The following is a 15,417-nucleotide window of genomic DNA, read 5'->3' as shown; positions in this document are numbered from 1 at the left end:
GTGCTGAGTTTACTGTACAACAAAAATATTGCTAGTGGCATTTAGGTCAAGTACACCGATGCATGTATCGCTTTCGTCCGTTACCATCATACGATCGCCAATGGCCCAGAATGTTTCGGTATAAATTTCACCTTCTGCCAAAGTGGCATAGACGGTACTGAGTAATGGTTCACCAGTATTGTTGTTGATCCAATATAACTTCACGGGTGAGGTTAGGGTATTCGCCACTTGTAAGTCTGGTGCATTTCCTGACTGACGCGTATAAGGTACGGCTAGATCACAGCTGCCAACTTCAGCTGTAGGCTCTGGGATCTCAACCGGCGGCGCTTCATCTAAGGCATTTTCTACCATAGCTTCGGTAACAGTAAAGGCATTGTTTTCATCGTTAAGTAGTGCAACACCTAAACAGTTATCAGCGCCATCGGTTAGCATGATGCGGTGGCCGATATCCCAATCGTCAGCGGTGTAACTTTCATCTTTCGCTAATGTTGCGTAAGAGTTACCGCCTTTATCACCTGAGCTGCGGCTTAACCAATAGACTTTTACTAGCTTGTCAGTCGGGTTAGTTATAGATAAATCAAGCGCTGGCTTAGCTGAGTCATAATAAGTTTCTGCTAAACTACAGGTACCGATAGTGCCTTTTTCTGGCCAATGTGGCAGGTAAGGTTCGGTTGCAACAATTTTCTCCAACTGCTCGGGTAATGCAACGGTACAGTCAGTGCCGGCACAAGCGCTAAAGTTAAGGTCGATAATGTCTGAGCCAACAAAATCAGATGAGATGGCAACATAATACTTGCCAGATTCTGGTGTTGTTATGGTACAGGTTTCTTCGTTACTATCATCAGTGATTGAAGTACAAGTGAAGGTGTCGTCAAGTGACGGGTGGGTTGCCTGGCCCTTATTTACCCACATATCAACATTGCCTGAGCCGCCACTTGTGGCAAAGGTTACCGCCTCATGTCCGGCTGGCACATCAACTGAGAATAACCAACCGCCACGACCATTAATTTGTTTGTAGTCGCCTAAGGTCAGTACTTCAACACTGTTGTTGTATTGCTCAGGTAAGGTGGAGGTTGACCAAGTTTCAAACTCTGCTTGGTTATCGGTAGCAATATTCGCCAATAAGGCATCGAATTCAGTCCATTCTCCAGCGCGCATATGTACTAGCATTTGGTTGACGAGCTCAGGGTGAGATTCAATTAAAAATGCTACCGCAAGTTGACCCCAAGAATAGTAATTAGCGTCACCGGCAAAAATTTCTGCCAAGGTGTATGGGTCGCTGCTGCTAGCAGTTGTTACGCGGGTGAACGGTAGTTGATAAAAAGTACTTAGATATTCTGCCAAACCTTCACTCCACCAGCCTAAGTTACTTTTATAGCCACCTTCTTTATTGTAGCGACCATCTAGCGCGTGGATGTATTCATGATTAAGGGAACGAATTACCGTGCGACCGTCACTCCATTCAAGGGCATTAAAGGTTAGGATATCAGAGCTGTGCCACCAATTCGTTGGGCTAGTTTCAAAGTAAATACCGCTGGTATTGCTGGTATCAAAAAGGTGCTCTGCCCATGAGGCATGATTAGATAAGCTTTCGAAAATATGAATGTTAGTGACTTCGTTAAGATCGTTTTCAACCGCTTGTTGAAACTCTGGCGTAATGTCAGAGCTTAAGACGTTGTCGAATACGCGTTTGGTCTGGCTAATAACAGTACAGGCTTCTTCTAGCTCTTCATTGCTCATGTTTTGCGCACGAATGCGAACTGGCTCATCACATAAGATGTTGCCGCTAAATAATTCGGTGGTGGCAAACATAGAGGCGTCTACTGCGTCACCGCCTTCGTATGCGTCAATAAAAATGTGGTAACGACCTGCTTGCGGTTTGTCGATTATACAGGTTTCGTTGTAGTCGGTGCCGTTATATGAAACACAGTCGAATACGCCATTTTCGCCAGCACTGGCTTCTTGATCAAATTTTACATAAACATCTGGATCGCCTAAGGATTTATTGGCAATACCACTGAATAAACTCACCACTAAGGTTTCTGCTTCTTCTTCAACATCAACATAGTAAGAAATGCCTTGGCCTTCGATGGTGTTGATATTGGTTTTTACTACGCCTAGCTTTACCGCTTCAACGTCAGCACTGGTAAAGTCGACTTCAGGCTCTGGGGTAACTACTGGCGCAGGTGGTACTTCAACAGTTTCGGTTTTTGAGTCACTACCTCCACAACCCGCTAGTGCGATTAGCACTGCACTTGTTAATGTAAGCATTTTAAAAGACATTTTACTTTCCCTCTGGTTATTATTTTTTTAGTTATATTTTTATCTGTTATTCAGCTAGTTAGTGATAGTTGGTTGTACTTAGCATTGATGGCTTATGGCATTGTTTGCTGATATCAAAAGCTTGGTTTTATAAATAACGCGAATATATGTAACACAAACTTCAATATATTGTAAATTGTATGCAATATATTATTTTGAAATAATAAATAAAATATTGACAAAAATAATGACTAAGAAAGTTATTGAGGCAGAAAAATTGTATTGCTGTGGCCGACCAAAATGGCTGAAAAAGTTTTGGCGCTAAATGGGTTTAGTAAATGTTATAAGTAATTTTCGACCAAGAAAAAGCCCATTAATATCGACATATTAATGGGCTGAAAGTTAAGACTTTATTCTATGGTTAAAGTAGGATGAAGCTATTTTACTTTTTGATAAATAGCAAAGCTTAGAGGCGGCATTTCAATGCTAAAGGTTGCATTTTCAGAAGTGCTCTCGGCATTTTTCACCAGTTTACTATTGCCGGCAACTTGCTTATATTCGTTGCCATTTGTGGTTATTTTTGCCTTAGCAATACTATCGCCCGTATTAAATGCCACTAACATGCTTTGCCCGTCACTTATTGTACGGGTGATGGCAAAAATGTTGTTGTCGTCCACTTGAAACACCGTTGCTTGCTCGCCTCTGCGTAGTGCTGGGTATTGATAGAAAATATCAGCGTACTTGGCAAAGCTTTGATAAATTGGATGCTGAGTGTCAAAGTTATCATCTGCAGTTGTGGCATCAGTTGCCAATAAGTCATCGTCATTATAACTGGCAACGAATGACGGCATCATATCTTGACGAGACGCTTGATCGCCACCGTCACCAACAAAACCTTGTTCGTCACCGTAGTAAATAATAGGCACGCCGCGCATAAAGTAGGTCATGGCGTGGGCCAACAAACTACGTTTTACCATTTGTTCTTCACTGTAGTTGAACCCACTTTCTTTTAGCATGTAAGCAAAACGGCCCATGTCGTGATTACCAGTAAAGTTCATTAGCTGATTAGCATCGCTATCGTGATCAAGATAGTCACCGTCGTTAGCAAATAATGTTGCCAACGCTTTAGTGCCTTTTTGCTCGACTAATGTTTGCGTCATGGCACTTTGAAAAGCAAAGTCTAATACCGACTGCATATTGCCATCGGTGGTGTATTCACTTAACTCTTTACTGCTAAAGCTATAGACTTCACCAAACATAAAGAAGTTTTTAATGCCTTCTGCTTGGGCATGCTTCACTAGAGCAGGAGAAAATTCTGCCCAAAATTCGGTATTAACATGTTTTACGGTATCAATACGAAAGCCGTCAGGTTTAAATTCAGTGATAAGATTTTTGAAAATCTCAGTCATGCCTTTAAGCACTTCTGGGTCGTTAGTATTTAGATCATCAAGGCCAGCAAAGTCACCACGTTTTGAGCTTTCACCTTGCCAAAAAGAATCACCTTGGTTGTGATAGTACTTGGTGTCGTTTAACCAAGCCGGAGTTTTTAATTGCTCTTGGCCTTTTGGAATAACCGTAGTGTATTTATCACCAGCCGCTAATTGGGCGACTGACTTAAACGGACAACCTTTATCAGTTTCGACTAACCATTGTAAGCCATCTTCACCATGGCATTCAGTGTACTTAATAACGTCGGCGGTATGGTTGGTAATAATATCGAAATAGATTTTGATATTTTCGTTGTGAGCGCTGTCGATCAGATCTTTTAAATCATCATTGCTGCCTAAATGCGGATCAATTTCGGTAAAGTCTAATACCCAATAGCCGTGATAGCCGGAACTGTCAGCTTGCATCGCCTGATTTCGTAAAATTGGCGTTAACCAAATAGCAGAAATACCTAACTCTTTTAAGTAAGGGAGTTTGTCTTTTAGGCCTTGGATATCGCCGCCATGAAACATACCTTTGTGAGTTTTGTCTAAACCACCAGCAGATATCGGTTGAGTTTTCGAACCGAGATCATTATCGGTATTGCCATTGTTAAAACGATCAGGCATAACAAAGTAGAACACTTCTTCTTGCACATCACGCTCAAGGTAATGGGGAAGATCAGCAGCTGTTTTATAGCTTTGGTTTGGAGCTTCACTTTGAGTACTCGCTTTAACTTCAACAGCGGTAGGCGCTTTCGTAGCGCTGTTGGTGTTTTTATTTTCATTATCGGTGGCGTTCTCACATGCCATTAAGCTCAGTGAGATGGCTGTTGAAAACAGTAATCTAGATATTTTATTTTTCTTATACATTTATCTATCCTATTTATTTTTAATACGGTTAAGTACGAGGACGAGCATTTCTCATTGCCGCCGCTAAATCAGTCACTGATTCGGTTTGATCGAACGCTTCAATACTGACAGGTAGTTTTTGTAGCCAATTAGGGTGTTCATCAATGGTACCTGGAATGTTCACTTGCTCGATAACCTCTAAAGTATCTTCCAGTGGAATTAATTGAATATGACTCGGTGCTTGTGCCATGTACTTTTGAACGGCTAAGTTCAATTCACGATTCATTTTTGCCGGCGCTTGTTCTGGCGCTTTGCTCATGTCGATAACATTTAAATCATCTAATGCAGAAACCAGTAATTGGCGATCTTCAATGCGGCTGCTGCGTTCGTTTTGGCCCATTTCTTCATTCGGGTAAAGGTTTAACTTTTGACGCCATTCAAGATCTTTACCAGTCCACCAACCGGCAAGAGTCGGCAAATCATGAGTTGATACCGTCACCATAGATTGCGCTGGGTAGAGTTCTGGGCGCATAAAGAAACCAGAGTCCCAACGCTCGAAAAATAAGACTTTGTACGACAGTAAACCAGCGCGTGCCATTATTTCACCGAAACCGTCTGGCACGGTACCTAAGTCTTCACCGATAACTACACAGTTATTGCGGCGAGACTCTAGCGCGATAATGCGCAAGATGTCTTCTAATGGGAAGGTAATATAAACTCCTTCGTCGGCTTTCATGCCCGGCGCAACCCAATATTGACGCATTAAGCCTAGAATATGATCAATACGTAGTGCACCGGCATATTGCATGTTACTGCGCAACGCTTTAACTAGTGGCTGATAACCTTGCTGCTGTAAGGCAACTGGGTTAATTGGCGTTAGGCCCCAGTCTTGGCCTAAAGTATTCATCGCATCTGGTGGCGCGCCAACGGCAGCACCAGCAACATAAACGTCTTTGTCTGACCAAACGTCAACACCTGAGCCGTCACAACCAACCGCTAAATCGAGGTACAAACCGACCGGCATGCCTAATTCAGAGGCCTTATTAGCAATCGACTTTAATTGACGATGAGCCAACCATTGCACAAAACAAAAGTAATCAATGCGTGTTTTGTGCTCTTGTTGAAACGCTCTTACTTCATCACTGTTGGGTGATTGATAAGCACTTGGCCAGTTTGGCCAGCCATAAGCGTTGAAGTCAGTTTGTCGAAAATATTCATACAAGGCTTCAAATGTTGCCAGTTGCAATAAGTCATCACCTTGGTCATTTTTAAAGTCATTAAATTCAGCTAATTCAATCGGGGCTGTGGTAATGAAGTCTTGGAATAGAATTTCTAAGAGATCAAATTTAATGTCAGCAACAGCAGGGTAATCAATTAGCTCAGTTTGTCGTGCATAAGCAATTTTATTTTGTACTTCTTCACTATTAAAACGGCTTTGTGCCGCTTGGCAAGCAGCAAAGTTTGGTACTTGCTTTATGTCAATGTAAAGGGTGTTCAAAAAACAACGACTGGTCGGAGAATAAGGACTACGGTGCGCTGGATTATTTTGATACAAGGGATGTAACGGGTTTAGGCCAATAGCTGAAGCTTGTTGCGCAGCTGATTTTTCAACCAATTTGGCCAAATCGCCAAAGTCGCCCATTCCTAAGTTATCTTCACTGGTTAATGAATAAAGCTGCGCGGCGTAACCCCACATTTTATCACTTGATGCTTCTTGCGGGCTATAACAAGTTTGCGGTGCATAAATTAATGGGCAGCTGGCACTTGCTTCGCCGTAACTTATATTTAACTGATGATAACCTTGCGCTAGCGTTGGTAACGGCAGGGCATATTTATTAAAAGTTTGTCCTGAAAAATTAGCAGAATCTATTACGGGGAACTGGGTTAGTGAAACAGTATCGTTGATTTTTTCACCTGATTCTAAAAGAATTTCCCAGCTGAGTTGCTGTATATCTGAGTTAGCAAGGCTAATCGTAATTTGATGCTGCTCTGCCTCAAGCTTGGCAATATGTGCTGGCGGCAGCATATCACGCCAGTTTTTTTGTTCTAGTTCGGTAATGCTGCGATTGATGCTTTCATCTGAAGAAAGATCATAGCCCATAGCGTTAAGTAATGAGTGTCTTGCCTCATCTTTGGCATAAACTTGCTCGCCAAATGAATTGGTATATGTTGCATGAAAGCCTACGAGTTCTGCAAGTTTTTCAATTAGATTCATTCTATATTTCTCTTTGCTTATCGCTACGCAGATTTGCGCTAGCGCTATTATTTTTAAAATTTGCTACCGATGATCTTTGGGTAAGACCCGGCTGTTGTTCAGAGGTCAAAAAGCTCAATACTCGGCAGCTATGTGCCGGGATATTGATGCTTGATGCGGTAATATTTTTGCGTACTGCGTTTTCTTGCTTAATGAGTGTTTCATCAGCGGTATTGAGCAGTTGCTGCCAATAACCCTTTAAGGCTGGCAGTTGATAATTTATTTCACAGGGGTGAGCATTGAATATAACCAGCAATGCGTCATCTTGGATGACATCTTCAGTATTTTCCGGCAATAGATCGTCAGTTTGTGCAAGTAACATGGCAAAGCATTTGATGTCTCGGTCTTGCCAGTCTGATGCTTGCATATACTCACCGCGACAATTGAGCCAATCAATATCCTTTAGCGCGGTTTTATTTGATACTTGTTGACCATGATGATAATGACTGCGATTGAGTAACGGATGCTGTTTTCTTAATTGAATAAGTTGCTTAACAAACGTGATTTCATCATTTTCGCTGCTATTTTCTGCAGCTAAGTGAGACCAGTTTAACCAAGAAATTTCATTGTCTTGGCAATAGGCATTGTTATTACCTTGCTGGCTATTACTCATTTCATCGCCGGCAAGCAGCATAGGTGTGCCTTGAGAAATAAATAAGGTGGCTAATAGGTTGCGCTTTTGTCTGGCTCTAAGGCGATTGATGGTAACGTTGTCAGATGCACCTTCATGACCGAAATTGCAGCTAAAGTTACTGCCATGGCCATCAAGATTATTCTCGCCATTAACTAAGTTGTTCGGCGTTTGATAGCTGACTAAATCCTCTAAGGTAAAGCCATCGTGAGAAGTGATAAAATTTACACTGGCGCTTGGACGACGACTGGCTTGTTCAAAAATATCACTTGAGCCATGTAAGCGGGCAGCAAACTCTGGGGCAATGCCTTCGTCACCTCGCCAAAAACGGCGACAGGTATCACGAAATCTGTCATTCCACTCTAGCCAGCTTTTATCAAAGCGACCCAGTTGGTAGCCATCGTGGCCGATATCCCAAGGCTCAGCAATGAGTTTGGTTTGTGACAAAATAGGGTCTTGCTTTAACGCGCTAAAAAATGCGTTATTAGCATTAAAGTGTGGGTTTTCACGGCCTAAGATCGTGGCAAGATCAAAACGAAAGCCGTCAACGCCCATGGTTTCTACCCAATAACGTAGGCTATCAGTTACTAGTTGCAATACCCGCGGGTGGGCAATATTTAAGGTGTTACCACAGCCTGAATAGTTTTCATAAAAACGCTTGTCTTGGCTTTGCAAACGGTAATAGCTAGCGTTGTCGATACCTTTGAAACTTAAGGTTGGTCCTAGCTCATTGCCTTCGGCGCTATGGTTATAAACTACGTCGAGGATCACTTCGATGCCATATTGGTGAAACGTTTCCACCATGGCTCTAAATTCTTTGATACTTTCCGCCGCACCACCGGCATAGCAGTAGCTAGCTTGCGGTACAAAAAATGATACGCTGTTATAGCCCCAATAATTACTGAGGTTTTTTTCTTCAATAAATGCTTCATTTAAAAACTGATGAACGGGCATTAATTCTATGCTGGTGATACCAAGAGCAACTAAATACTCAATAGTATGCTCGTTTGCCAAAGCAGCAAACGTACCTTTTAACTCCACCGGAATATTAGGATGCTGAGCAGTAAAACCTTTGACATGCATTTCATAAAGTATGCTGTCGCGTTGGCGAACTTGTGGATGAGTTTGACATGGCTGAATGGTGCTTGTGTCAACAACAATACACTTAGGCATAGCCTTAGCATTGTCTTGAAGATCTAAAGTTAGATCCTGTCGCGGGCATTGCTGTGACTTTCCGTCATCAGTGCTTTGCTGATAGGCATAATGTAAAGGTGAGTTTTTAACTTCACCATGTAGCGCTTTTGCATAGGGGTCGAGCAATAGTTTTGCTGGATTAAAACGATGACCATTATGGGGTTCAAATGGACCGTAAACGCGATAGCCATATAATGCGCCGGGTTTGATCCCTACCACAAAACCATGAAATACATCATCAGTATATTCCGGCAACTCTAAGCGCTGTATTTCATTTTCACCACTTTCATCAAACAGGCATAACTCGACTTTTTCTGCATGAGCAGAAAATAGTGCGAAGTTAGTACCGTCGTTGTTATTTTGTGCGCTGACATTTTGTTTATCGACAGGGATAAAACTCGCGCCAAGCGGAAAACAACGACCTGATGTGATAGCAAATTGGCTCACAGGGTTAATTCGCTCCTTGTAAGCTAAATATTACCGTTGCCATTGGCGGTACAGTAACTTGGATATGATGGGGTTGGCCTTGCCATGGCGAGTTAACACTTTGCACTGCTGCGGTATTACCTTGGCCTGAGCCAGCGTAAATTTCCATATCGGTATTAATTAATTCTTTATAATGTCCTGCTTCAGGTACACCAACAGCAAAGTTAGGTTGAGTTTGTGTACTGAAATTACACAGTACAATAACGGGGGCGGCGCCGTTATCGCCGAAGCGAATAAAGCTGTAAATAGATTGCTGCGCATTTTCATGGTCTAACCAAGTAAACCCTTCTTGCTGGCAGTCTTTTTGATATAGTGCAGGGGTAGTGGTGTAGACTTTATTTAAGTCTTTCACTAAACGTTGTACACCGCTATGCCAATGAATATCGAGTTGATGCCAGTCGAGAGATTGGTCGTGATCCCATTCTTTACCTTGGGCAAATTCACAACCCATAAAGAGTAGTTTTTTACCTGGGTGCGCCCACATAAAACCATAATATGCACGTAGGTTTGCAAACTGCTGCCAGGCATCGCCTGGCATACGAGCGATAAGCGAGCCTTTACCATGCACTACTTCATCATGACTTAATGGCAGGACAAAGTTTTCATCAAAGGCGTAAACCAAGCCGAAACTTAATTCATTATGGTGATGCTGACGATGAATAGGATCACGCTTCATGTATTCTAGACTGTCGTTCATCCAGCCCATATTCCATTTGTAGCCAAAACCTAAACCGCCGTGTTCGGTAGGGCGAGAAACCCCCGGCCATGAGGTTGACTCTTCAGCAACAGAAAAAGTGCCGGGGTAGAGCGAGTAAAGCTCTTCATTAAAACGCTGGAGAAAATCAACCGCTTCTAGGTTTTCACGACCACCATGCTTATTGGGGATCCACTCACCCTCTTTGCGGCTGTAATCTAAATACAACATTGAGGCGACCGCATCAACGCGAATACCATCAACATGGAAGGTATCAAGCCAATGTAAGGCACTGGCGCGCAGAAAGTTTGCCACTTCAACACGGCCATAGTTATAAATTAGGGTATTCCAGTCAGGGTGATAGCCTTGACGTGGGTCAGCGTGTTCATACAAGTGGCTGCCATCAAATTGGGCAAGACCATGCGGATCACTGGGAAAATGGCCGGGCACCCAATCAATTAACAAACCTAAGTTCGCTTGGTGACATTGATCAACAAAGTATTGAAAGTCTTCGCGGCTACCAAAACGTGAACTGGGTGAAAACAAGCCAACGGGCTGATAACCCCAAGAGCCATCAAATGGAAACTCGCTTACTGGCATTAATTGCAGATGAGTAAAGCCCATTTCCATAGTATACGGAATAAGCTTATCGGCAATGGTGCGATAGTTTAAATACTCGTTATTTTCATCTCGTTGCCATGAGCCTAAATGCACTTCATAGATAGAGATTGCTGCGTTGCGGCCATTACGCTGTGCGCGCTCGCTTAGCCATTGCTGATCTTGCCATGGGTAGTCTTTTTCATTGGCGACAATCGAGGCTGTATCGGGTCGATACTGCGCTTGTATACCAAAGGGATCAGCTTTTGCAGGTTGTAAATTACCTGCATGGTCTTTTATTTCAAATTTATATAAGGCGCCGGCTTCAATGTTTGGCAGAAATAGCGTCCAATAACCGCTACTTTCGCCGTGATGAGCGGCGTTGGCCATTGGATGACAACGACCGTCCCAGTGATTAAAGTCGCCAATAACGCTGACATGGCTAGCATTAGGCGCCCAAATAGCAAAACTACAACCACTGACTTTTCGGCCAGAGATTGTGCATAATGATGTTAAGTGTGCGCCAAGTTTTTTATAAGCACTTTGATGATTACCTTCGCGTAATAGGTGTAAATCGAGTTCACCTAAAATCTGATCTGATGAAAAGGCAAAAGCGTCATCACAGATAACGCTTTGTTTCTCACCGTTGATGTTTTGGCTAACTTGCAGTTGGTAATCAAAAACTTTCTTTCTTCTTAATTTCAGTGCGTACAAGCCTTCGCTAGCTAGTGGTTTTAGCTTGCCGAGTACTTTTTTTGTCTTGCTATCAAGAATTTCAATGCATGCCTCAATAGCGTTATTAGCCATTAAATGAGGCATGAAAACCGTGATCACCAGATAACCCGTTTCATTATCTGGGCACAAGCCCAAAGTATGATGAGGGTTAGGGTGGCTAGCGTTAAGTAGGCTAGTTATTTCACGGTTTGTTAATGCCATTGTTTGTCCTTTATTTACAGCTAACTATTGCTATTACTGGCGTTTAAAACCGAGCTTTATACGCTCGGTGTTAGTTGCCAGATGTTTTGCACGTAATCTTCAATGGAGCGATCAGAGTTAAACTTGCCCATGAGTGCAGTATTTAAAATGGCCATTTTTGCCCACTGTTGCTGATTTTTATACGCGCTATCTAAAGCCTGGTGGGCATTAGAATAAGTTTGGAAATCAGCTAATACTTTGTAAGGGTCGCCACCTGCTAAGAAACAGCGTTTAACTGCAGATAACTCACCTGGGTTACCCGGCGTAAAGTAGTCAGTGTCTAACCAGTCTAAACAAGCTCTAATTTCGGCATTATTTTCATAGTACTCGTACGAGTTGTAACCTTGTGCATCAAGGGCTTTCACTTCATCAACTGTTAAGCCGAAAATAAAAATATTGTCGTCGCCTACTTCTTCAGCAATTTCAATGTTAGCGCCATCAAGTGTGCCAATTGTTACTGCACCATTTAGGGCTAGTTTCATATTGCCAGTACCAGAAGCTTCTTTACCTGCGGTTGATATTTGCTCAGACACATCCGCTGCTGGAATAATTTTTTCGGCTAAACTGACGCGGTAGTTAGGTAAAAACACTACTTTTAACTTGTCTTGAATACGAACATCGTTATTAATTTTTTCCGCAATTTTATTGGTTGCGTAAATAATTTCTTTCGCTAATTCGTAACCCGGTGCCGCTTTAGCGCCAAAAATAAATACGCGAGGTTGCATATCTAATTCTGGGTTAGCTAATAATCGGCGGTACAAGGCGATGATATGCAATAAATTTAGGTGTTGGCGTTTGTATTCATGTAAACGTTTAATTTGCACATCAAAAATCGCGTCAGGACTTACCGTTACGCCAGTCAGCATTTTAATTTCTTTGGTTAGGGCAATTTTGTTTTGATGCTTAATGGCCATAAACTTTTTCTGGAATGCGGCGTCGTCAGCAAACTTCTCTAATTCGCTTAAGCTGTTGAGATCTTTTGCCCAGTCACCATCAATGGTGTTATCAAGTAATTTTGCTAACAAAGGATTACAGGCTTTTAACCAGCGACGCGGGGTAATACCGTTAGTTACATTAGTTAACTTTGTAGGCCATAGCTGGTTAAACTCGGGGAATAAATCTTGTTTTACTAAGTCAGAATGAATTTGTGCCACGCCGTTCACTTTGTGAGAAGCCACAACACAAAGGTGTGCCATTCTTACTTTACGTTCGTGACCTTCTTCAATTAATGATAAGCGTGCGCGCATTTCATTGTTGTTTGGCCAAAGTGCTTCAACGTCATTGTTTAAGAACGCTTCATTAATGCGATATAAAATACTTAGGTGACGCGGTAAGACACGTTCGAATAAGGCTACTGACCATTTCTCTAATGCTTCAGGCAATAAAGTATGGTTGGTGTACGCGAATACTTTCTGACAAATGCTCCAGGCGTTGTCCCAATCTATGCCGTGCGCATCAACAAGTGTGCGCATTAATTCTAGAATGGCGATCGTCGGATGAGTATCGTTTAACTGAATCGCTACTTTTTCACAAAATGTTGGCCAGTTTGTACTATCGCTGATCAAGCCGTATTGGTTTTCAAATCGAGCGATTATGTCTTGTACTGAACAGGCACAGAAGAAGTATTGTTGAACAAAACGTAACTCTTTACCGGCGTCATGTTCATCGTTCGGGTATAACACTTTTGAAACGGTTTCAGCGGCAACTTGTTGTTGATGGGCATTTAGATAGTCGCCATTGTTAAATTGCTGCCAGTCAAATGCACTGTCAGCGCGACATTCCCATAAACGTAATGCGTTTACTGTTTTTGAATTGTAGCCAACAATTGGTACATCCCAAGGTACACCTTTTAGCATTTTACCTGCATGCCAAACTGATTTGGTAGTGCCATCAGCTTGAGCAATTTCTTCAACATGACCATAAAGCGGAATAGTTTGGCTTGATTCAAGACGACAAACTTCCCATGGGCTGCCAAATTCACGCCACATATCAGGTGTTTCGATTTGGTGGCCATCCACAAAGCTTTGTTTAAATAAGCCATGTTGGTAATGCACCCCATAACCCATGGCGTTGTAATCAAGCGTTGCTAGTGAATCTAAAAAACATGCCGCTAAACGACCTAAACCACCATTACCTAAGGCTAAATCAGCGCCTTCTTCACAAAGGTCGGCCAATTCAAAGCCCATTTTTTTCAAGGCTTTTTCGGTGTTGGTGTATAAACCTAAGTTATGTAAGTTGTTTGACAGTAAACGACCCATTAAATATTCAAGTGATAAATAGTTAACTGACTTTGCTTCGCTTTTGGCTTGTCGCACTTTAGTGCTTTGTAATTTTTCAACAATGATATCGTTCAGGGCAAGCGATGTTGCGCGCCAATAGGCGGGCTTTTGGTTGGCACTGCTTTGTTCACCGCTAGTGAATTGCAAATGGTGCTCAATTCGTTGGCTAATATCAGCCACAGTAATTGATTGGTTTTTGCTTTTTACTGCAGACTTCGATTTAGTCGACGCTTTTGTTTTGGTAACCATATAACTTCAAACTCTTCTATCGGACATAATTATGTCGGTAAATTTTCACCACGGCGATTTCGCAACAAGGTGAAGATACGGCATGTCTAGAATTAATCCCTTAATGAGACAAGATGTAATTGATGGAGCGACCATCAAGTTATAATTTTTGTTTTAACTGATGCTGTAATTTAACTGTTGAATTAATTATGCCGATGTCTGACGTTAGAGCAATGAACTACATACGTATGCACAGCAGATAATTTTAATATTTTGCATGCATACGTATGTATTTTTATGCAAAAGTTGAAGTGAATTTAATTCAATGGCGGTCTATTGCTATAGCGTATTCGTATTGATTGTTGATGAAGAAGTCAGCGCTATCAATTATTGGCTTAAAGCCGTTGACTCATCACTAATTAAATTATGTACTTAGATAAAGTGCTCAGTTAAGATGAGTTAAGAATTTTCACTTGTAGGTAAACTGTGAAATCAAAACAAACATCATTTGATATTGCTTATCGTGCCGGCGTTTCTCAATCGACGGTATCTCGAGCATTACGTAATAGCCCTTTAGTTAATGAAGAAACACGCCGTCGTGTGCAAGAAATAGCGAAAGAGCTAAATTACAAGGTTGATAAAAATGCCAGTAGTTTGCGCACTCAGCAAAGTGGCACAATTGCGCTGTTATTGTTTGAAGACCCTACCAATGACGACTCATTAATTAACCCGTTCTTTTTGTCTATGTTAGGCAGCATTACCCGTGCCAGCGCTAAAAAAGGTTATGACTTATTAGTCTCATTTCAACAAATGAGCAATGATTGGCACGCTGATTTTGAAGATACCCGAAAAGCGGATGGTATTATTTTACTAGGTTACGGTGATTACACTGACTATGAAGAGAAATTAGTTCAGTTGATCAAGCAAGAAACTCATTTTGTTCGTTGGGGCGCAGATGTTAAGGATTTATCGGTAGTTTCCGTTGGTTGCGATAACTTCCATGGTGGCTATCAAGTGACTGAGCATGTTATTAAGCAAAACCGGAAAAATTTTGCTTTTTTAGGAGGCGTCACCTCTGGCTCTCCAGAGTTTTTAGATCGTTATAATGGTCACTGTCAGGCATTGAAAGACAATAATTTGAATGTTGATCGCAATTTACAAATTGATGCGGTATCAACGGATGAGTCAGGTTATCAAGCTGCGCAGCAATTACTTGCTAAAGGTGTCAGCTTTGATGCGATCTGTGCTGCAAGTGATTTAATTGCTATTGGCGCTATGCGGGCCGTACAAGAGGCCGGTTATAACGTGCCAAATGATATTGCTGTCGTTGGTTTTGATGATATCGCGACGGCTAGCTTTACTTTTCCACCGATGACAACCGCTAAACAAGATACCGTGTTAGCGGGCGAATTGTTGGTTGATAAACTATTGCAGCTAGTCAGTGGTGAAGAAGCACAAACACAATTGATGCCAACAACCTTAGTGGTGCGTAAATCTTGTGGCAGCTAAGGGCTTGTTGAGATAGAAAAGCTGGGTAATTA

General features: G+C 42.0%; 7 protein-coding genes. 1 reads left to right on the top strand and 6 read right to left on the bottom strand.

From position 1 onward, the window contains the following. Positions 1-9: 9 nt before the first annotated feature. The 6 genes from AC27JP_RS10360 to AC27JP_RS10335 all read right to left on the bottom strand — a co-directional run bounded on the left by AC27JP_RS10360 (position 10) and on the right by AC27JP_RS10335 (position 13,897). The gene (locus AC27JP_RS10360) at positions 10-2,283 is read right to left on the bottom strand and encodes a collagenase (protein ID WP_487114727.1); all 2,274 of its coding nucleotides are present in this window, start codon (positions 2,281-2,283) and stop codon (positions 10-12) included. Positions 2,284-2,699: 416 nt separating this feature from the next. Then, positions 2,700-4,559 carry an alpha-amylase family glycosyl hydrolase gene (locus tag AC27JP_RS10355; protein WP_487114725.1) on the bottom strand — a complete coding sequence of 620 codons (1,860 nt, stop codon included), beginning with the start codon at positions 4,557-4,559 and terminating at the stop codon, positions 2,700-2,702. Between the two features lie 28 nt (positions 4,560-4,587). Then, entirely contained in the window at positions 4,588-6,753 is a 2,166-nt protein-coding gene (gene malQ, locus AC27JP_RS10350) for a 4-alpha-glucanotransferase (protein WP_487114723.1), read from the bottom strand. Between the two features lies 1 nt (position 6,754). Continuing rightward, positions 6,755-9,064, bottom strand: a complete 2,310-nt coding sequence (glgX, locus tag AC27JP_RS10345) for a glycogen debranching protein GlgX (RefSeq protein WP_487114721.1) — start codon at positions 9,062-9,064, stop codon at positions 6,755-6,757. A 4-nt stretch (positions 9,065-9,068) separates the two neighbouring features. Continuing rightward, positions 9,069-11,330 carry a 1,4-alpha-glucan branching protein GlgB gene (glgB, locus tag AC27JP_RS10340; protein ID WP_487114719.1) on the bottom strand — a complete coding sequence of 754 codons (2,262 nt, stop codon included), beginning with the start codon at positions 11,328-11,330 and terminating at the stop codon, positions 9,069-9,071. A gap of 56 nt (positions 11,331-11,386) precedes the next feature. Next, positions 11,387-13,897 (bottom strand): glycogen/starch/alpha-glucan phosphorylase, encoded by a 2,511-nt coding sequence (locus AC27JP_RS10335; protein WP_487114717.1) that lies wholly within the window; start codon positions 13,895-13,897, stop codon positions 11,387-11,389. A gap of 465 nt (positions 13,898-14,362) precedes the next feature. Between AC27JP_RS10335 and AC27JP_RS10330 the strand changes: the two genes are divergently transcribed. Beyond that, a complete protein-coding gene (locus AC27JP_RS10330; RefSeq protein ID WP_487114715.1) occupies positions 14,363-15,385 on the top strand; it encodes a LacI family DNA-binding transcriptional regulator in 1,023 nt (340 codons plus the stop codon). Positions 15,386-15,417 lie beyond the last annotated feature (32 nt).

It is taken from the genome of Colwellia sp. SU-HH01172 (assembly GCF_057553355.1).
This window is presented reverse-complemented; position numbering and strand designations above follow the sequence as displayed.

Bases quoted from the DNA above. Each gene is read 5' to 3' on its own strand.
- AC27JP_RS10355 (WP_487114725.1), bottom strand. From the start codon at position 4,559: ATGTATAAGAAAAATAAAATATCTAGATTACTGTTTTCAACAGCCATC.
- glgB (WP_487114719.1), bottom strand. From the start codon at position 11,330: ATGGCATTAACAAACCGTGAAATAACTAGCCTACTTAACGCTAGCCAC.
- AC27JP_RS10360 (WP_487114727.1), bottom strand. From the start codon at position 2,283: ATGTCTTTTAAAATGCTTACATTAACAAGTGCAGTGCTAATCGCACTA.
- AC27JP_RS10335 (WP_487114717.1), bottom strand. From the start codon at position 13,897: ATGGTTACCAAAACAAAAGCGTCGACTAAATCGAAGTCTGCAGTAAAA.
- malQ (WP_487114723.1), bottom strand. From the start codon at position 6,753: ATGAATCTAATTGAAAAACTTGCAGAACTCGTAGGCTTTCATGCAACA.